The following is a 17,330-nucleotide window of genomic DNA, read 5'->3' as shown; positions in this document are numbered from 1 at the left end:
GCATTCAGAGGACGAAATGCGGGAATCAGGTGACCTGGACGGCCACCGGAGCGGCCGTGGCGGGTGTCGCGGCCACCGAAGCGGCGGCCGCGCCCAGCCGCCGTACGGCCTCGAACAGCCTGTCGGCCGGAAGCGAGTACGGCAGGCGCAGCCAGCGCTCCAGTCCACCGTGGACACCGAACCGCGAACCCGGCGCCACCTGCACCCCGTGTCCCGCCGCGGCGACGGCCAGGCGCGTGCTCATCGGCTCCGGGAGACGGCACCACAGCGAAAGCCCGCCGGGCGGCACGGTGAACGTCCAATCGGGGCAGTACCAGTTCAGTGCCCCGGTCAGCGCGTCGCGCAGGGCCAGTGTCTCCTCGCGACGGTGTGCCAGCGCGGCCCCGCCGTCGTCGAGCAGCTCGGCGAGGACCAGTTGCTCGAAGACCGGCGAGCCCAGGTCGACGGCGAACCGGGCCGCGATCAGCCTGCCGATGACGTCCTCGGAAGCGCGGATCCAGCCGAGCCGCAGCCCGGCCCAGTGCGACTTCGACGCCGAACCGATCGTGATGCCGAGGTCGCCCGCGAACGCGCCCAGCGGTGGCGGCCCGTCGGCCGGATCACCTTCGAGGTCCAGCTCGACCAGCGTCTCGTCGATGATCGCGGGCGTCCGCGCGCGGCTCAGCGCGGCCGCGAGCCGCTCCCGGTCGGTCGCCTTCATCCGCAGGCCAGTCGGGTTCTGGAAGTCCGCGACGAAGTACGCGAGCCTCGGCGCGGACTGCCGCAGCGCGGCCTCGATCCCGACGACGTCCCAGCCGGTGGCCGGGTCGAGCGGCACCGGAACCGGGATGGCGTGTGCGGCGGCGATGGCCTCCAGCGCGTTCGGATACGTCGGCTGCTCGACCAGCACGCGGTCACCCGGACCGGCCAGCATGCGCAGGACCTGCACGAACGCGTGATGCGCGCCGTTGGTGACCATCACCTGGTCGGCGTTGGTCGGCAGCCCGCGCTCGGTGAAGCGGCGGGCGATCCGCTCGCGCAGGATCCGCAGGCCGCGCACGTGATAGCCGTTCTCGCCGAGGTGGTCCACCAACGTCTTCCGCGCGGCGTCCACCGCGGGGACCAGGCCAGGGATGGCGGGCGGGCAGGCCTGGGCCAGGTCGATGAGGTCCTCCCCGGACGGCAGGATCGCGTCGCGGCCCCTGCCCCCGGGAGACGCGATCCAGGACCCGGCCCCGCGCCGGCTGGCGACCAGCCCATCGGCGCGCAGTTTGTCCAGTGCGGCGCCGATCAGCGTGCGGCTGACGTCCAGGGCGTCGGCGAGCTCCCGCTCGGCCGGGAGTTTCGTGCCGAGTGGGAGCCTGCCGTCGAGGACCAGGAGCTCGACAGCCGCCGCGAGATCCGCGGCACCGTGTCGAGAACCACTCTGGCGCCAACTCCCCAGCAAAATGGCCAATTTCAACCCTGAAACGCGTCCAGTCAGCGGGATCAGCGGTTCCATAAGGCCAATTGTTCCAGATTGGTCATGGTCAAGATAGCCACTTACCCCTGATGGTGCACTCGTGGCACTTAAACTCGACCTCAGACCGGTCGGCATCTCCCAGGACACCACCCGCCGCTCGCTCCAGCTCGTCGGCGGGCTCGCCCTCTACGGCGGCAGCATGGCCATGCTGACCAGGTCGGGACTCGGACTCGACCCGTGGGACGTGCTCCACGAAGGTCTGATGAAGCTCACCGGGCTCTCGTTCGGCACGGTCACCGCGATCGCTTCGGTCCTGGTACTCCTGCTGTGGATCCCCCTGCGGCAGCGGCCCGGGATCGGGACGCTCGCCAACATCGTGGTCATCTCGCTCACCGTCGACCTGGTCCGGCTCGTCCTGCCCGACCAGGACGTCCTCGGCTGGCAGCTCTTCAACCTGGTCGCCGGGGTCGTGCTCAACGGCCTCGCCGCCGCGATCTACGTCGGCGCCCGGCTCGGTCCCGGCCCTCGTGATGGGCTGATGACCGGTTTCGCGGCCAGGACGGGCAAGTCGATCCGCCTCGTCCGGACCCTGATCGAGATCACCGTCCTCGCGGCGGGCTGGCTGCTCGGCGGGACCGTCGGTGTCGGCACGGTGCTCTACGCGCTGGCCATCGGGCCGCTGACGCAGGCTTTCCTGCCGCATGTCGTGTGGCGGGAGCGCTCCGCCGCGTAGCCGAGCGCGGGACTCGCGTGATTGGGGACGTGACTCGCGTGATCAGAGCCGTGACTCGCGTGATTGGGGACCGATCACTAGCTGGCGGCGCGTTGCTCAAGCAGGCGCCGCACGGCCAGGTAGTCGATGCCACGCTGCGCGAGGACGTCGGCGGCCACGCCGGGAACGGCGGTCAGCGCGAGCAGGAGATGCTCGCCTTCGATTCGCTTGCCGCCGACGTCGATGGCCTCGCGAAGGCTCTTCTCCAGCACCTTCTTCGCCTCCGGCGTGAAGGGCCGATGACCACGTCCGGCGCGCTGCCCACCGGCAAGCGCGCCGGGTCCGTGGGTCTGCTCGACCCGCTCGACGATGTGCTCGACGTCGATGCCGAAGCCGCTCAGAGCTTCGACGTCGGCGTCGCTCATGCCGCCCCGGCGGCGGATTCGCCGGAGGTCGTCGGCCAGTTCGTCCGCGGGACAGCCCAAGGCGGTGAGCACGCCGGTGCGCCGGGCGAGTGACGTGAGCAGATGCAGCGGATCGATGCGGGGCGCGCCTTCGTCCGCCGCGACGAGCTGCGAGCCGATGACGACCTCGCGGAGTTCGGTGGTGAACCGTTCGAACATCAGTGCCTCCCGTACTTCTTGTGCACCGCTTGCCTGCTGACCCCCAGCTCGGCCGCGATCTCCTGCCAGGACCAGCCGTGCACCCGCGCGCTGCGGACCTGCACGGCTTCGAGTTGTTCCAACAGCCGGCGCAAGGCGGCGACGGCGCGCAGTCCCACGCGGGGATCGCGGTCACCGGCTCGCGCGGCCAGATCTGTCGCTTCGGTCATGACGTCAACCTACGTTGACATCTCGCCCGCGTCAACCTCAGTTGACAGTTAGGGTCGGGCCATGGTCGAAATCGCAGTGGCGGAAAGGGACGGAGTAGGTGCGGACGGAGCGTCGCGCCCGACCGAAGACCACGTCGCCGTACTCGGCAACGCCGTGGTGGTGCTCGACGGGGCGACCGCGCCGCGACCGGATCTGCCGTCCGGCGGCTGGTACGCGGGCCTGCTCGTGCGCAGCCTGTCGCAGGCGCTGACCGCGGAACCCGAAGCGGACCTCGCGGTCCTGCTGGCCGGGTCGATCGCCGACGTCGCGGGTCGCGAAGGCCTCGAACCGGGACGATCGCCGTCGAGCACGGTCGCGATCGCGCGCTGGACGGACGAGTCCGTCGACGCGCTGGTGCTTGCCGACAGCCCCATCATCGCCTTCGGTCCCTCGGGCCCGGACCCGCTCACCGACGACAGGCTAGTTTCGCTTCGCGACAGCGGTCAGCTCCGCACCGGCGCCGACGTCCGCGCGAAACGCAACGCGCCGGGCGGCTTCTGGGTCGCCGAAGCGGAACCGAAGGCGGCCGACGAGGCCGTCCGCCGCAGCTGGCCGCGCTCGGAGGTCGAAGCCCTGCTTCTGGCGACCGACGGCGTCTCCATCGGGGTCGACGAATACGACCTGTTCGACTGGCCGGAAGTGCTCGCCCTCAGCCGCGAGCGTGGTCCGGACGCGGTCCTCGACGCGGTGCGCACGGCGGAGAAACAGGATCCGGACGGCGTCCGCTGGCCCCGCGCGAAAAGGCACGATGACCAGCTACTGGTACTGGTCGAGTTCGGGGTAGCCCCAGGGTAGAACCGGGGGCTTCCCGGATCGGAAATCCGCGCCCGCGCGAGCAGGCTGGACGCATGACGTTCCCTGGGGAGAGACCGCGGGCCAGACCCTGGCTCATCGCGTCGGGCGCCGCCATCGGCTGGGCTCTGTTCACCATGGTCGTGCTCCACCTGATCAGCTCGCGCGATCCGGTGTTCGACACGCTGTCCAGCTACGCCTACGTCGACCGCGGCACCGGGATGCTCGGGGCCAGCGTGCTTTCCCTGTCCATCGGCTCGCTCACCGCGCTCGGCGCGCTGGCCGCCGCCGGGATCCCGCTCGGCCGCACCACGAAACTGCTGTTCGTGCTGTGGTCGCTGGGGCTGGCGGCGGCCGCGATCTTCCCGGCGAGCTACCCCGAGTACCCGGACCCGGTCAGCGGCGAGATCCACCTCTACGCGTGCCTCATCGCGTTCCTCAGTCTGCCCGCCGCCGGGTTCACCCTGCGCGACAACCTGCGCGGCACCCCGGCGGCCAGGCAGATCGGCCGCCTGGCCTGGGGCAGCGCGGCCGGGCTGGTCGTCTTCGGGCTCAGCTTCATCTTCGTGCGCCTGGCCGACATCCCGTTCTTCAAGACGCTGACCGACGTCGTGCCGGTCGGTGTCACGCAACGGCTTTCGCTGGTGGCGCACGTGATCCTGATCGCCGGGATGCTGAAGGTCGCGTCAGCGGCTCACCGCGTCGGTGAATTCGGGGGCGTACCCGTAAAGGCCGGGCAGCCCGCCCGTGTGCAGGAAGACAACGTGCTCGTCGGCCGCGAACTGGCCTTCGGCGGCCCACTCGACCATCGCGGCGCCCACCTTCCCGGTGTACACGGGATCGAGCGCGATCCCTTCCGTGCGACCGAAAAGCCGTACCGCGTCCCACGTGCCGGCGGTCGGGATCCCGTAGCCGGGGCCGATCGTGCGGTCGTCGAGATGCAGGCCGTCGAGTGACGGCGGTTCGCTCCCCAGCAGTACGGAGGCCGCGATGGTGAGATCGGCCAGGTTGTCGAGGGCTTCGTCGACCGGATGGCTGACGCAGGCGATGTCCAGCGTCAGCCAGTCCAGGTCCGCCGTTCCGACGACGAGCCCGGCGGACGTCCCGCCGCTGGCGTGCGGCGCGACCAGCCGTGCCTTGGTGACACCCAGTCCGGCGAGTTGCCCGGCGATCTCCCGCGCGGCCGCCACGTAGCCGAGCGCCCCGACGCCGTCGGAGCCGCCGACCGGGAACGTGGCCACCTTGCGCCCCTCGGCCGCGGCCTCGGTGATCAGCCGGTCGTAGGTCCGGCCGGTCTCCTCGCCGTCGCGGCAGACGTGCACGTTCGCGCCGAAGAGATGGTCGAGGGACACGTTGCCGGACCGCTCGTACGCGTCGCCGTCGCGAGGGACCTTCGCCGTGAGCACGAGCTCGCACCGCAACCCGAGCTTCGCGCAGGCCGCGGCGGTCTGGCGGCCGTGGTTGGTCTGCAAGGCGCCGAAGGTGATCACCGTGTCGGCGCCGTTCTCGATCGCCGCGCCGAGCAGGAACTCGAGTTTGCGGAGTTTGTTGCCGCCCACGCCGAGCGGATGCACGTCGTCCCGCTTGAGCAGCAGGTTCGGCAAGCCGAGGGCTTCGCCCAGCCGGGGTGCCGGATGCAGCGGCGTCGGGTAGCCGCCGAGGTCGACGCGGGGGAAGCGGTCCAGGTTCATGCAGGTCACGTAACCACACCGAAGAGCGGCGATCGAGGTTACCCCGGTGGTATCGTTCGTTTGAACGAACGAGAGCGGCAAGGGGGAGCCATGACCACGTCGAAACCGGAACTCGCCTTCACCGGACTGGCCGAACAGGCCTCGCTGCTCGCCGCCGGGGCCACGACGTCGGTCGAGCTCACGCGCCTGGCGCTCGAAAAGGCCGAAGCCAGTCAGCCGACTCTCAACGCCTTCAAAAGCCTTCGCCCCGAAGAGGCCCTTCGCGAGGCCGAGGAGGCCGACCGACGGCTGGCCGCCGGGGAGACCGCTCCCCTGCTCGGCGCTCCCACCGCGATCAAGGACGACCTCGACGTCACCGGGCTGCCGACCGCGTTCGGCTGCGAAGGCGACTTCTCCCTGGCGACAACGGATTCCCCGCCCGTCGCCGCACTGCGCGGGGCGGGCGCGGTGCTCATCGGCAAGACCAACACCCCGGAACTCGGCCAATGGCCGTTCACCGAAGGCCCCGCGTTCGGCGCGACCCGCAACCCGTGGGACACCGAGCGCACCCCGGGCGGTTCCTCGGGCGGCGCGGCGGCGGCCATCGCGTCGGGGGTGATCGCCGCCGCGCTGGGTTCCGACGGGGCGGGGTCGATCCGGATCCCGGCCGCGTGGACCGATCTGGTCGGGATCAAACCGCAGCGCGGCCGCGTCCCGACCGAACGCGAACTCTTCCACGGCCTGACCGTGGTCGGCCCGCTCGCGCGCACCGTCGCCGACGCGGCCCTGCTGCTCGACGTCGCGGCGGGCACCGGGACCGCGTTCCAGTCGGCCGCACGCCGCGAACCGGGCCGGATGCGGATCGGCCTGTCCACCAGGATCCCTTTCACCGCCACGAAAACCCGGCTCGACCCGCACGCGCACGCGGCCGTCGTCCGGCTCGCGGAGCGGTTCGCCGAACTCGGCCACGAGATCGTCGAGATCGAACCGGACTACCGGCTGATCGGCCTCACCTTCCTGCCGCGTTCGCTGGTCGGCGTGCGTGACTGGTCCCGTCGCGTCCCGGACCAGGGGCGGCTCGACCCGCGCACGCGGGCCAACGCGCGGCAGGGCTCGGCACTGGCCGGACCGGCGCTGCGGCTCGCCAGGGCCACGGAACCGTTGCTGCAACGGCAGATCGGCTCGGTGTTCGGCCGGGTGGACGTCGTGCTCACGCCGACCACCGCGACCCCGCCGCCGCGGATCGGCACCTTCGACAAGCTCACCGGCTGGCAGACCGACCAGGCCATGATCGCCGCGTGCCCTTACGCTTGGCCGTGGAACGTGCTGGGCTGGCCGGGGGTCAACGTCCCCGCCGGGCTGAGCCCGGAAGGCCTGCCGCTCGGCGGTCAGCTGCTCGGCCCCTCGCACGCGGAGGAACGGCTGATCTCGCTGGCCGCGCAACTGGAAGAGGTCGAACGGTGGCAGGACCGCAAGCCCGAGACCGTTTGGTGAACACCCGCGAGACGATCCTCCACGCCGCGCTCAAGGTGGTCGGGGAACAGGGTGTCGGCGGGCTGACCAACCGCCGGATCGCGACCGCGGCCGCCGTCTCGCCAGGCACGCTGACCTACCACTTCCCCAGCCAGACGGCGTTGCTGCGCGAGGCGATGCTGCTGTTCGTCGAGGAGGAGACCACGAAGCTGACCGGCTTCGTGGACACCTACCGCGAGCAGGGCTTGAGTGTCGAGCAGGCCGCGTCGGTCGTCGAGCAGGTCATCTCGCAGCTCCCGTTCGGCACCGACGAACTCGGCGCGCACGAGCTGTACCTGCAGGCCGCTCGCGACCCCGGGCTCCAGGACGCGGCCGCGCGGTGTTTCGCCGCCTACGACGAACTCGCGCTGGTGATCCTGAAAACGCTCGGGGTGCCCTCGCCGGACCGGCTGACCGGGCCGGTCGTGGCGCTGATCGCCGGGCTGCAGTTGCGCAGGCTGGCCACCGGCGACGACGGCGTCGGGGTGGCGCAGTCGCTGATGATGCTCGTCCGCGGCGCGTCGTGAGCGGTCCCCCGATCGTCAAGGGGACGGCGGCTTGGCGGTACTTCGGCGACTTCCGGGCCGGCCTGCTGGCGGAGCAGGTGCTGGTGTTGCAGGTCGCGCATCCGGTCGTCGCGGCCGGGGTGCGGGATCATTCGGACTACGTCGAGGATCCGTGGACGCGGCTGATGCGCACGGCCGCGTCGCTGTCGATCTACATCTACGGCGGCCCGGAAGGCGCCCGCTACGAAGCGGACCGGTTGCGCGCGCTGCATCGCGATTTCACCGGGGTCGACGACGACGGGCGCCGCTACAGCGCGCTGAACCCGCGCGCGTACGCCTGGGTGCACGCCACGCTCGTCATGGCTCCCGTTGACACGCAACGGTTCTACGGCAAACCGATGACCGCGTCCGAACTGGACGAGTACTACGCGCAGCTGTGCGACGTCGGACGCCTTCTCGGCCTCCGCGAACAGGACATGCCGTCGACGTGGCCGGAATTCGAGCGCTACTACGCGGAAACGATCGACGGCTTCGGCCCGAACGAGACGATCTCGACGCTGTTCGAGACGATCCGGACGGTGGAGAAGCCCCTACGGTGGCTGCCCGACGGACTCTGGGCGAGGCTGCGACGGGAGCAAATGTTCCTCTTGCGCGGCGCCCTTCAGCCCGCGCTGCGAAAGCGTCTCGGTCTACAGTGGACAGATGCGGAGCAGCGCCGGTTCGACCGGTTCCGCAGAGTCGTGAGAGTGACGGTCGGGTTCGTGCCGGTGACGTTGCGGTCCTCGCTCGTGCGCCGGATCGGCAGGCTGAATGTCTGGTTCCGGGCGCATCTGCGGGCTTACCGTCTCCTGGGTGGCGGCAACGGCCCCGGAAACTCCCGCCTTTAGTCCTCTGGATGCTCCCCTACCGGAGTAAGGGGGTAGTCCCCTTCACGGGGGACCCGGGTTCACCCCGCGCCGTGACGCTTTCCCCGGCCTCCGTCGTTACCTTCGGCCACGATGGGGAATTCACCGAGGGGGCGGCGCGCGGCGCCGTTGGTCATCGCCCGCGTACTCGTGCTCTGCGCGCTGGCGTCTTTGCTGCTGGGCGGCACGGCCCGGGCGGACGGCGTGTCGAGCGGCGCGGACGTCCAGGTCGCGCAGACGCTCGGCACCCGGGATCTCACGATCGTGCTGCGGCGGATGGACATCGCGCCCGGCCCGCTGCACGTCGACGTCGTCACGCACGCCGGAAGCGTGCCGGGAACGCTGAAACTGCGCGCTTCGACGGCCGGGACGACGTTTTCCGAGACCACCGTTCAGCTGGACGGGAAGCCCGGCGCCCATCCGGCGCTGCTGCGGGTCGACCAGCCCGGTCCGTGGGAGCTCGGCCTCGACGATGGGACGGACACCGCGTCGATCCCGTTCCTCGTTCCGGCCAGGGTCATTCCTCCCTGGGAGAAGGCCACCTTCGGCGGTTTCGTCGCCGCGGGCGTGTTCCTGGTGATCGGGCTCGTGGTCGCGATGCGCGTCCGGCGGCCGCAGCTCGCGCTGATCCCCGCCGGCGGGATGGTCGCCGCGCTCGCTGTCGCGGTCACCGGCGCGATGCTTTCGGCGTCGACACCGGCACCACCCGCGCCGGGTGCGGCGCTGGACCCGACGATCGACAACGTCCAGGACCCGTACGCGAACGCTCAGATGTCCACTGTGGACTTCTCCAGGCCGCCGGTGAACCTGGCCGTGAACGCGCCGAACGCGCGCTCGGGTGGCCTCACCGAGGTCCGGCTCGCCTTCGCGGACGGCGCCACCGGCCGCCCCGTCGACGATCTTTTGGTGCACGACAACGCCTTGGTGCATCTCGTCGTCATCTCGCCGACCGGCAGGCTCTGGCATCTGCATCCGGTGCGCGTCGCGCCCGGCGACTACCGGGTGAAGTTCACGCCACCCGAGGCCGGGACCTACGCGGTCGCCGCGGAGGTCGCCCGGCGAGGCGGTGGGGTGCAGCTGGTCCGCGCCACGATGGGGGTCGTGGCGGGCACCGGCTCCACCGCCGAACCGGTGCCGACCGGCGCCGGCCGGAAGGTCGTGAACGGGAACCCGGTCGACGTCGAGGTCGAGCCGGGGACGCCGACCACGATCACCGCGCGGTTCGGCAAAGCGGATCTCCAACCCTGGCTTGGCATGCTCGGCCACCTGATCGTCGTCGGCCCGATAACCGGCGACGACCGGGTCGGCGCGGATGCCGCTGCCGCGCCGACCTGGGCCCATGTGCACTCGATGATCCCGCAATCACCCGGTATGCCGGGAAAGCCCGATGAGACCGTCGCCGCGTACGGCCCCGACGTCCCGTTCACCTACACCTTCGCCGCGCCGGGCAAGTACCGGATCTGGTTGCAGGCCGAACGCGACTACACGGTGCTGACCGTGCCCATGCAGCTCGAAGTCCCGCCGGAAGGGGCGCCGCAATGACCACCGAGACGTCTACAGTGGACAGACGTAAGCCCGTCCTGCTCATCTCCGTGGTCGCCGTGCTCGCGGCGGCGATCGTGGCCTGGCTGGTGTGGCCGAGCGGCGGCGGGGAACAGGTGCAGCGCTCGACCCAGGGCCCGTACACCGTGCAGCTGTCGGTCGAGGATCCGCGCCAGGGCGGCAATGTCTTCGCGCTCACCGTCACCGGGGCCACGCCGGACGTCGTCACCGTCGAGCCGGTGATGCCGCAGATGGGGCACGCGCTCGCCCCGTCGCCCGCGATCGCCCAGGCACCGGGCCGGTTCCGCACCGGCGACGTCCTGCTGCCGATGTCGGGGCAATGGGAGATCACCGTTTCACTGCGCGGGCCGTCCGGCGCCACGCAGCACGTTTTTCCTTTGCTGGTCAAGTAGGAGAGGGAGGTCGGGGGTATGGATCTCACCGCGGGAGGGGCGCGGGTCGCCTCGGTGGCACGAAGCGAACGCACCGGGCTCGTGCCGGCGGGTACGGTGCTGGCCGGGTCGGTGATCTCGCTGATCGGGCTGACCTGGGACATCCAGTGGCACGGCGACGTCGGCCCGGACACGTTCTTCACGCTGCCGCATCTGTTCCTGTATTCGGGCAGCGCGATCTCGGGGCTCGCGAGCCTCGTGGTCGTGCTGATGACCACGGCCGCGCGCCGGGCGGGCCGTCCGGTCGACGCGCGCGTCGGCGGCCGCGCGATCAACGTCTTCGGCAGGCTCTTCGCCGCACCGGCCGGCTACCTGGTGACCGGGACCGGCGCGGCGATGTTCCTGCTGTACGGCCTGTGGGACCAGTGGTGGCACGGCCTGTACGGCTTCGACGCGGTCATCGACTCGCCGCCGCACATCGGGCTGCTGCTGTCGATCACGCTGAGCATCATCGGCACGGTCATGGTGTTCGCGGCCGCGCGGGAGCACCGCTGGGGCACGCTCGGCGTGGTCGGCACCCTCGGCGTGCTGATCGCGTTCAGCACGGTCACCGTGCTGGGGCTCCAGCAGATCGACGTCGACCTGGTCGACGTCATCTCGGTGGGTATCGCACTGCTTTCGGTGCTGCTGGTTTCGGCGGGCGCCGGGTTCTGGGGGCGGCCGGGCGGCGCGGTCCGGGTCGCCGCGTCGCTGGCGGTCATCCAGGCGATCACCTGGTGGTTCTCGCCGTGGGCGGCGGAGGCGTACGCGAGCGCCGTCGGCCTGCCGATGCGGGACTACATCGACGGCGTGCCCGCGATGCCCGCGATGATGCCGATGGCGTTGCTGCCGATCGCGGCCGTGCTCGAAGCGGTCTACCCGCTCTCGCGGCGTGGCCTCCCCGCCGGGCGGGTTTCGCTGCTGGCGGGCGGGATCGGCGGATTCCTGATCGGCGCGAGCATGCCGATCCAGAACGTGCTCGTGTACGGGGCCGCGCACGTGGATTGGGCGGCGGTGTTCGCGACGGCCGCCGTCGGCGCGGTGTTCGGGCTGCTCGGCGGGTTCGCCGGGTGGCGGTTCGGCGGGATGCTGAGGCTGCTGGCCCCGGCGAAGGGGGACGACGCGCATGCGTAAGACACTGCTGGCCCTGGCGGCGGCGATCGGGTTGCTGTTCGCGACCACGCCCGCGGCGAACGCCTACGAACCGGTGAACATCGTCCACACCGAACGGGTGCAGGTCGGCCCGTACGGGATGACGGTCGGGTTCAGCACGTGGCCGTTGCGCGCCATGCAATCGCTGGACTTCACGTTCATCCCGGACGACGGGATCGCCGGGAAGTCGGGGACGCTCGCGTTCCTCAACCCGGAGACCGGGCGGCTGGGCCGCCCGCAGCCGCTGGCGAAGCATCCGCGGAAACTGGAGGTGTGGGGACTCGACATCCGGGCCCTGCAGACGCAGGGGGCGTGGACGTTCCGGTTCGAGATCGAGGGGCCCGCGGGCAAGGGCACGGGGGAACTCCGCGACCTCACGGTGCTCGAACAGCCGGGACCGCCGATGGCGGTGAGCTGGTCGATCAGCCTGATCCCGCTGATCGTCCTGGCCGTCCTGATCACCGTCGCCTGGCGCAGGACCAGATCCAGGCTGCGCGGGAACGGGCTCCCGGCGACGGTGTGACTCGAAGTGACCGAAGATCGGATGACTCGCGTGCCGCGCGGGGGCACGCGAGTCTCTCGTCATGGGCTCAAATCGAACTGCCCGGCCTTGACCGCCTCGAGGAAGGCGTTCCACTCACCGGAATCGAAGACGAAGACGGGACTCTTCGCCAGTTTGGTGTCACGCACCCCGACCAGGCCTTCCCTGCCGAGGTTGACCTCGACACAGTTGCCACCGTTGGGCTCGCTCGCGAAGGACTTCTCCCACGCGGAGTCGTCGAACAGCGACACGGCCGTGGTCGGATCGTAATCCGCCGCCGATGGATAATCGGCCATTGGTCGTACCTCCGAACGTCGGTCGGGGATGCGGTGGCGACCTGCGCGAACCGTCACGGCCCCAGCTTCTCCTTGCCTCAACGGGACTATCCCGCACGGCCAAGTGGGTGATCAACTCCGCCCACTCTCGACATGAAGATTATTCCAGGAGTAGGATTAATCGCAGCGGCCGGGGCTCGGTTGTTGGTGATTCGCCCGCAGTATGCGAAAACCTCGGCGACAGCTGCCACCGGGGGGCGCTCACCAGGGAGTTCATCCGTTCCAGCAGGTCATCGACGGCAGGTGACCGGCCTGGACGCGACCCCGGGGCGCACGACCACCCACCGCCGACCTCGTGGGGGAGGATCAGCGTGATCATTCAGGACACGATGCCTGCGACGGTACTCGCCGTCGGCAGGCTCATGGCCGGGACGGCGGGCGAAAGCCGCCGGTCCGCGCACCTTTTCGACCTGCACTCCGGGGGTTCGCACCCCGAGTTCCTGCACACCCGTTGCGGCGCGGCGATGCCTTACGACCACCTGGAATGGATCCCCGTCGGGTCGGGGATGCCGTGTGAGCGTTGTCTCGGCCTGGCCGGTTCGTTCGACCAGACGCGGTTGCCGCGCCCGAGCCGGGGAGTGTGACCGTCATGGCCGTCCGCCTCACCACGCTGTTGTTCCGCCGTGAGGACGAACGCCTGGCTTCGGCGAAGCGCCGCAACATCGGGCTCGAACTGCGCCGGCGGTTCGGGTTCAGCCTCATCCAGGCCCCGCTGCGCAAGCAGCCGCCGTGGAACTCCGAAGTCGACTTCCCCGTCCAGCGCGGCACGCACCGGGACCTGATCAGGACCGGCCGGCCGCTCGAAGGTCATTTCGAGCTGACGCCCTTGATCGGGCATCTGACCGGCCGGGTCTGAGGGATCAGGGCTTGCGGCCCAGGCCGCCGAGCCCACCGGTGAAGGTCGGATCGTCCGCGAACCGGTCGCTCGCCCGGGAAGCCGCTTCGTCGAGGTGCCAGGTGGCCATCCAGTCGATACCCGGCTCCACCAGCTCCAGGCCGTCGAAGAACGCGGTGAACTCCGCGCGGGACCGCAGGTGGAACGGCGCGCTGGTCTTCTTGTAGAGCTCCTGGACGTTCTCCCGGTTGTCGCCTTCCTTGCGGGTGACGCCGTCCTCGGTCAGATGCGAGGACAGGAAGTACGAACCCGGCGGCAGCAGGTCGATGTAGCGCTGGACCATCTCGTGGACGGGTTCGTCCGGGCCGAGGAAGTACAGCAGGCCGACCAGGACCAGCCCGATCGGCTGCCGGGGGTCGAGCACCCCGGTCTCCAGGGCGCGCTTCCAGATGTCGGCGGGATCCCGCACGTCGCCTTGCAGGACCGCGTGCCGCCCGAGCAGGCCCTCCCGTTCCAGCAGCAGCTGGGAGTGCGCGACGGCGACCGGTTCGATGTCGACGTAGACGACGCGGCTGTCCGGGTTGATCGCACTGGCGATCTGGTGGACGTTGCCGACGGTGGGCACGCCGGAGCCGATGTCGAGGAACTGGGTGACCCCTTGGCGGGCCAGGTATCCCACGCCGCGGCCGAGGAAGTCGCGCCCGACCCTGGCGAACGTCTTGACCTCGGGGAACTGCTTGAGTACCTGCGTGCCGAACTCGCGGTCGACGGCCCAGTTGGCGGAGCCGCCGAGGAACCAGTCGTACACCCTTGCCACGTTGGGCCGTTCGAGGTCGACACCTTCGGGGGCTTCAGGGTCTCTGGGATCCTGCTGCGTCGTCATGCCGTCACACCTCGTCAGGTACCGGGTTTGCGGGCGACCCCGCCGATGGTGCAGTTAAGCGCAGGCGATCGGGGGTCGTCCAGCCGCCAGGCGCCGACCGGGACCAGACCGGGCGCCGCGAGGTCGAAATCCCCGAAGAAACCCCGGATCTCTTCCTTGTCGCGGAAGGACGCGGGGGTGCTGGACTGTTCGTACTGCTTCACGACGCGTTTGATCTGTTCGAGCTCGTCGCCTTCCACGTCGGACGTCGTGACGTGGGAAAGGACGTAGAAGGAGCCCGGGGGCAGAAGTCTTCGGTACCTCGCGATGACGGCGGCGAGTTCGGGGCCCGGCACGAAATGCAGGACCGCGACGGTGAGCAGGGCCACCGGTTCGGCCGGGTCGAGCACGCCGGTGTCGAGGGCGCGTTCCCAGACGTCGTCGGCGTCGCGCAGGTCGCCGCCGATCACCGCGTGCCGGGTGGGGTCCCCGCTTTTCTCCAGCAGGATCTTGGCGTGCGCGACGGCGACCGGTTCGTTGTCGACGTACACGCAGCGGCTGTCTTCGTCGGCCTCTCCGGCGATCTCATGGACGTTGCCGACGGTCGGCACGCCGGAGCCGAGGTCGAGGAACTGGTTCACGCCGTGTTCGGCGCAGTGCCGCACCGCGCGGCCGAGGAAGGCCCGGTTGGCTCTGGCGAGGGAGCGGATGAGCGGGAAGGACTTGACCAGTTGCTCGCCGAATTCCCTGTCCACCGCCCAGTTCGCGGTTCCCCCGAGGGCCCAGTCGTAGATCCTGGCGGCGTTGGGACGTTCGAGATCCACGCCTTCGGGTAGGAACTGCGGGTCCACGTCCAGCCCCTGTCCACTCGACCGCGCCTGTGCGCACAACCCTACCGAAGGGAGACGGCGAGCTCTCAGGATTGCATCTGATTGCGGTACAGCTCGGCGAGTTCCTTGAGGAACTGGCGGGTCTCCTGACGTTCGAGCGCGGCGCCGCGCAGCCTGTCCCAGGAGTCGACGAAAATGTTGAAGTCCTTGACGTCGTCGAGGTACAACCCGCCCGCGGAATGCTCGATGTAGACGAAATCCCTGGTGCGGTCGGGAAAACGCATGATGGTGAAGTCGTTGGGCACCGCGGCGAGGCGCGCGCCGAACGGCAGCACGTGCACGTACACGCGCGGATGCTTTTCCAGCGCCAGCAGATGTTCGACCTGGTCCAGCATCACCGCCGGGGCGGAACCGCCGGGAGCGCGGCGCAGGGCGCCTTCGCTGATGATGAACCGGTAGTAGGGCGGCTGCTGTTGCTCGAAGACGGCTTTGCGGTCCAGCCGGTTGCGGACCAGCGAGGTGACGTCGGTGGCGCCGGCTTCGGTGAACTGCTTGAGCATGTAGTGCTCGGACTGCAACGGGCCGGGGATGCGCTCGCCGTGCCAGGTGAGGATCTCCGCGGCCGCGGGTTCGAGGTCGGTGAAGGTGCGGAACCAGTGCGGTACCACGGATCGGTAGCCGGACCAGTGGCCGCGCTGCCCGGCCGCGGCGCGGGCCAGGTTCATCAGCGTGTCGGCCTCGTCGCCGTTGATCCCGAACGCGTTCAGCATCGATCGCACATCCCCGAGTTTGACCCCGACGGCACCGGACTCGATCTTGTTGACCTTGCCCTGGGTGCAACCGAGAACCTCGGCGACCTGCTGCTGTGTCATCCGCGCGGCGTTGCGGGCATGCCGGAGCTCGTTCCCGAGCTGCTTCCGGCGCGAGGTGACGGTGCTGGCCATCAGCCTTGCTCTCCCGGACCACATAGCCAGGACCGCGGCTTCCCGCCGTCCTGCGCGCGAATACTCGAACCCACCCAGGGTACTTCACCTTGCGGGGTTCGATGATGACATTGCGCAGCGTTCCAGGAAACGGCCGAAAACACCAGTCACCTGGTACGTCACCCTGGTGGCGGAACGATCTCGTCACATTTCGGGCACGTTCACCGGGCATAGTGACCGGGTGGACCAATCCCCCTTCGCCCGGCGGGTCTCCGACGATGTCTTCGGGTACGTGCAACCCGACGGCTCCTGGTGGATCAACAACTGCGGTTTCGTCGCCGCGGGTGATCACACCGTGGTCATCGACACCTGTTCCACCGAACGGCGTACGCGTGCCCTGCTGGAGACGGCGGCGGCGACCGGTGGGGCGCCGGTGACGACCGTGGTCAACACGCATCACCACGGCGACCACACGAACGGCAACTACCTGGCGGAGGGCGCGACGATCATCGGGCACCGGAAGACGCGCGAGGTGATGGTCGCGACCGGGATCAACACCTACGAGAACTCGTTCACGGGAAGCGACTGGGGGCATCTGGAGCTGCGGCCGCCTGAGGTGCTGTTCGACGACCGGCTGACCGTGCACGCCGGTGACGTGCGGCTGGAGCTGATCCATCCCGGGCACGCCGCGCACACCACCAACGACGTGCTGGTCTGGCTGCCCCAGCGGCGGGTGCTGTTCGTCGGCGACCTGATCTTCAACGGTGGCAGCCCGTTCGCGCTGATGGGCTCGCCCGCTGGCTGGCGCAAGGCCTTGGACCTGGTGCGCGAGCTGGAGCCGGAGACGATCGTGCCGGGCCATGGACCGGTGTGCGGGCCCGAGGCGATCGACGTCGTCGACGGGTATCTGGGCTTTCTGCAAAAGCTCGCGTCACGGGGGAAGGCCGCCGGTCTGACGCCTCTGCAGGCCGCGCGCGAAGCGGATCTCGGGCCTTACGAGGGACTGTCCGAACAGGAACGCCTGCCCGCGAACCTGCATCGGGCCTACGCCGAACTGGACGGCCTGGAGTGGGGCGCGCCGATCGATCTGGGGGCCGCGATGGCGGACATGGTCACCTTCAACGGCGCGCCGATCCGCTGCTTCTCCTGACGGCTGCGCTCACCCCGCCGCGGCTCGCCTCCTTGGGCCGCTCCTGAGCCCTCTCCTGGGCCGGCGTGTCGCGCACTGAGTCCGCTGAATGCCCCGGGGCCGCCGGACCGGCGCGATCCCGACACCACCCGCGCACAGCGCGGTCCAGGTGGTCGTTAGTGGCGTCTCGGGCTATTGAGGGGCGAGGCAACGGTGTCGGGTCGTTGTGGTCGGCGAGAGCGTGAGCTGTCACTCAGAGTGAGGGGTGTGTGGAAATAGGGACGTTGAATGTCCCTATTTCCACACACCCTGGAGATTCTCGGGCCACCTGGCCGCGGGA

General features: G+C 69.9%; 20 protein-coding genes and 1 pseudogene. 13 read left to right on the top strand and 8 right to left on the bottom strand.

The window, feature by feature from the left end; all coding sequences use genetic code 11:
* Positions 1-25: 25 nt before the first annotated feature.
* On the bottom strand, positions 26-1,480 hold the full coding sequence (yczR, locus tag CFP71_RS27735; protein ID WP_093936886.1) for a MocR-like transcription factor YczR: 1,455 nt from the start codon (positions 1,478-1,480) through the stop codon (positions 26-28).
* A 61-nt stretch (positions 1,481-1,541) separates the two neighbouring features.
* Between yczR and yczE the strand changes: the two genes are divergently transcribed.
* Positions 1,542-2,174 carry a membrane protein YczE gene (gene yczE / locus CFP71_RS27730; RefSeq protein ID WP_093936885.1) on the top strand — a complete coding sequence of 211 codons (633 nt, stop codon included), beginning with the start codon at positions 1,542-1,544 and terminating at the stop codon, positions 2,172-2,174.
* 77 nt (positions 2,175-2,251) lie between these two features.
* On the opposite strand, the gene CFP71_RS27725 is transcribed toward yczE, so the two are convergent.
* On the bottom strand, positions 2,252-2,776 hold the full coding sequence (locus CFP71_RS27725; protein WP_093936884.1) for a Clp protease N-terminal domain-containing protein: 525 nt from the start codon (positions 2,774-2,776) through the stop codon (positions 2,252-2,254).
* A complete protein-coding gene (locus CFP71_RS27720; RefSeq protein ID WP_004559389.1) occupies positions 2,776-2,985 on the bottom strand; it encodes a sigma factor-like helix-turn-helix DNA-binding protein in 210 nt (69 codons plus the stop codon). Before CFP71_RS27720 ends, CFP71_RS27725 begins: the two co-directional genes overlap by 1 nt.
* A 61-nt stretch (positions 2,986-3,046) precedes the next feature.
* Between CFP71_RS27720 and CFP71_RS27715 the strand changes: the two genes are divergently transcribed.
* Together CFP71_RS27715 and CFP71_RS27710 are read left to right on the top strand one after the other, a co-directional pair.
* Positions 3,047-3,820 (top strand): PP2C family serine/threonine-protein phosphatase, encoded by a 774-nt coding sequence (locus CFP71_RS27715; RefSeq protein WP_093936883.1) that lies wholly within the window; start codon positions 3,047-3,049, stop codon positions 3,818-3,820.
* Positions 3,821-3,873: 53 nt separating this feature from the next.
* Positions 3,874-4,425, top strand: a pseudogene (locus CFP71_RS27710) (DUF998 domain-containing protein); the annotation flags it as partial.
* A gap of 78 nt (positions 4,426-4,503) precedes the next feature.
* On the opposite strand, the gene CFP71_RS27705 reads toward CFP71_RS27710, so the two are convergent.
* Positions 4,504-5,508, bottom strand: a complete 1,005-nt coding sequence (locus tag CFP71_RS27705; protein WP_093936882.1) for a D-cysteine desulfhydrase family protein — start codon at positions 5,506-5,508, stop codon at positions 4,504-4,506.
* A gap of 90 nt (positions 5,509-5,598) precedes the next feature.
* On the opposite strand from CFP71_RS27705, the gene CFP71_RS27700 reads away from it, so the two are divergent.
* The 7 genes from CFP71_RS27700 to CFP71_RS27670 all read left to right on the top strand — a co-directional run bounded on the left by CFP71_RS27700 (position 5,599) and on the right by CFP71_RS27670 (position 12,058).
* Positions 5,599-6,981, top strand: a complete 1,383-nt coding sequence (locus tag CFP71_RS27700; protein WP_093936881.1) for an amidase — start codon at positions 5,599-5,601, stop codon at positions 6,979-6,981.
* Positions 6,978-7,526 (top strand): TetR/AcrR family transcriptional regulator, encoded by a 549-nt coding sequence (locus CFP71_RS27695; RefSeq protein WP_093936880.1) that lies wholly within the window; start codon positions 6,978-6,980, stop codon positions 7,524-7,526. The genes CFP71_RS27700 and CFP71_RS27695 overlap by 4 nt, the downstream gene beginning before the upstream one ends.
* The gene (locus CFP71_RS27690; RefSeq protein WP_093936879.1) at positions 7,523-8,392 is read left to right on the top strand and encodes an oxygenase MpaB family protein; all 870 of its coding nucleotides are present in this window, start codon (positions 7,523-7,525) and stop codon (positions 8,390-8,392) included. The genes CFP71_RS27695 and CFP71_RS27690 overlap by 4 nt, the downstream gene beginning before the upstream one ends.
* 111 nt (positions 8,393-8,503) lie before the next feature.
* Positions 8,504-9,952, top strand: a complete 1,449-nt coding sequence (locus CFP71_RS27685) for a hypothetical protein (RefSeq protein WP_093936878.1) — start codon at positions 8,504-8,506, stop codon at positions 9,950-9,952.
* Positions 9,949-10,365 carry a FixH family protein gene (locus tag CFP71_RS27680; protein WP_093936877.1) on the top strand — a complete coding sequence of 139 codons (417 nt, stop codon included), beginning with the start codon at positions 9,949-9,951 and terminating at the stop codon, positions 10,363-10,365. The genes CFP71_RS27685 and CFP71_RS27680 overlap by 4 nt, the downstream gene beginning before the upstream one ends.
* A gap of 18 nt (positions 10,366-10,383) precedes the next feature.
* A complete protein-coding gene (locus tag CFP71_RS27675) occupies positions 10,384-11,517 on the top strand; it encodes a hypothetical protein (protein WP_093936876.1) in 1,134 nt (377 codons plus the stop codon).
* The gene (locus tag CFP71_RS27670) at positions 11,510-12,058 is read left to right on the top strand and encodes a hypothetical protein (protein WP_093936875.1); all 549 of its coding nucleotides are present in this window, start codon (positions 11,510-11,512) and stop codon (positions 12,056-12,058) included. Before CFP71_RS27675 ends, CFP71_RS27670 begins: the two co-directional genes overlap by 8 nt.
* A 59-nt stretch (positions 12,059-12,117) precedes the next feature.
* On the opposite strand, the gene CFP71_RS27665 is transcribed toward CFP71_RS27670, so the two are convergent.
* Entirely contained in the window at positions 12,118-12,372 is a 255-nt protein-coding gene (locus CFP71_RS27665; RefSeq protein WP_093936874.1) for a DUF397 domain-containing protein, read from the bottom strand.
* 350 nt (positions 12,373-12,722) lie between these two features.
* Between CFP71_RS27665 and CFP71_RS27660 the strand changes: the two genes are divergently transcribed.
* Positions 12,723-12,995 carry a hypothetical protein gene (locus CFP71_RS27660; protein ID WP_093936873.1) on the top strand — a complete coding sequence of 91 codons (273 nt, stop codon included), beginning with the start codon at positions 12,723-12,725 and terminating at the stop codon, positions 12,993-12,995.
* Positions 12,996-13,000: 5 nt separating this feature from the next.
* Positions 13,001-13,267 (top strand): hypothetical protein, encoded by a 267-nt coding sequence (locus tag CFP71_RS27655; protein ID WP_167406297.1) that lies wholly within the window; start codon positions 13,001-13,003, stop codon positions 13,265-13,267.
* 4 nt (positions 13,268-13,271) lie between these two features.
* Here CFP71_RS27655 and CFP71_RS27650 read toward each other — a convergent pair whose 3' ends face one another.
* The 3 genes from CFP71_RS27650 to CFP71_RS27640 form a co-directional block, all read right to left on the bottom strand.
* A complete protein-coding gene (locus CFP71_RS27650; RefSeq protein WP_093936871.1) occupies positions 13,272-14,129 on the bottom strand; it encodes an SAM-dependent methyltransferase in 858 nt (285 codons plus the stop codon).
* Between the two features lie 14 nt (positions 14,130-14,143).
* Positions 14,144-14,959 carry an SAM-dependent methyltransferase gene (locus tag CFP71_RS27645; RefSeq protein WP_167406296.1) on the bottom strand — a complete coding sequence of 272 codons (816 nt, stop codon included), beginning with the start codon at positions 14,957-14,959 and terminating at the stop codon, positions 14,144-14,146.
* A gap of 65 nt (positions 14,960-15,024) precedes the next feature.
* On the bottom strand, positions 15,025-15,882 hold the full coding sequence (locus tag CFP71_RS27640; RefSeq protein ID WP_044855139.1) for a helix-turn-helix domain-containing protein: 858 nt from the start codon (positions 15,880-15,882) through the stop codon (positions 15,025-15,027).
* A 220-nt stretch (positions 15,883-16,102) separates the two neighbouring features.
* On the opposite strand from CFP71_RS27640, the gene CFP71_RS27635 reads away from it, so the two are divergent.
* Complete coding sequence (locus tag CFP71_RS27635) at positions 16,103-17,011, top strand: MBL fold metallo-hydrolase (protein ID WP_093936870.1); 909 nt, start codon at positions 16,103-16,105, stop codon at positions 17,009-17,011.
* Positions 17,012-17,330: the final 319 nt, after the last annotated feature.

Source organism: Amycolatopsis thailandensis (assembly GCF_002234405.1).
GTDB classification, from domain to species: domain Bacteria; phylum Actinomycetota; class Actinomycetes; order Mycobacteriales; family Pseudonocardiaceae; genus Amycolatopsis; species Amycolatopsis thailandensis.
The sequence above is the reverse complement of the archived record's forward strand: the minus strand, read 5'-3'. Positions and strand labels throughout refer to the sequence as shown.

Excerpts from the sequence above, each read along its gene's own strand:
- yczR (WP_093936886.1), bottom strand. The coding sequence starts at position 1,480 with ATGGAACCGCTGATCCCGCTGACTGGACGCGTTTCAGGGTTGAAATTG.
- CFP71_RS27725 (WP_093936884.1), bottom strand. The coding sequence starts at position 2,776 with ATGTTCGAACGGTTCACCACCGAACTCCGCGAGGTCGTCATCGGCTCG.
- CFP71_RS27720 (WP_004559389.1), bottom strand. The coding sequence starts at position 2,985 with ATGACCGAAGCGACAGATCTGGCCGCGCGAGCCGGTGACCGCGATCCC.
- CFP71_RS27715 (WP_093936883.1), top strand. The coding sequence starts at position 3,047 with ATGGTCGAAATCGCAGTGGCGGAAAGGGACGGAGTAGGTGCGGACGGA.
- CFP71_RS27705 (WP_093936882.1), bottom strand. The coding sequence starts at position 5,508 with ATGAACCTGGACCGCTTCCCCCGCGTCGACCTCGGCGGCTACCCGACG.
- CFP71_RS27700 (WP_093936881.1), top strand. The coding sequence starts at position 5,599 with ATGACCACGTCGAAACCGGAACTCGCCTTCACCGGACTGGCCGAACAG.
- CFP71_RS27685 (WP_093936878.1), top strand. The coding sequence starts at position 8,504 with ATGGGGAATTCACCGAGGGGGCGGCGCGCGGCGCCGTTGGTCATCGCC.
- CFP71_RS27680 (WP_093936877.1), top strand. The coding sequence starts at position 9,949 with ATGACCACCGAGACGTCTACAGTGGACAGACGTAAGCCCGTCCTGCTC.
- CFP71_RS27675 (WP_093936876.1), top strand. The coding sequence starts at position 10,384 with ATGGATCTCACCGCGGGAGGGGCGCGGGTCGCCTCGGTGGCACGAAGC.
- CFP71_RS27670 (WP_093936875.1), top strand. The coding sequence starts at position 11,510 with ATGCGTAAGACACTGCTGGCCCTGGCGGCGGCGATCGGGTTGCTGTTC.
- CFP71_RS27665 (WP_093936874.1), bottom strand. The coding sequence starts at position 12,372 with ATGGCCGATTATCCATCGGCGGCGGATTACGATCCGACCACGGCCGTG.
- CFP71_RS27655 (WP_167406297.1), top strand. The coding sequence starts at position 13,001 with ATGGCCGTCCGCCTCACCACGCTGTTGTTCCGCCGTGAGGACGAACGC.
- CFP71_RS27650 (WP_093936871.1), bottom strand. The coding sequence starts at position 14,129 with ATGACGACGCAGCAGGATCCCAGAGACCCTGAAGCCCCCGAAGGTGTC.
- CFP71_RS27640 (WP_044855139.1), bottom strand. The coding sequence starts at position 15,882 with ATGGCCAGCACCGTCACCTCGCGCCGGAAGCAGCTCGGGAACGAGCTC.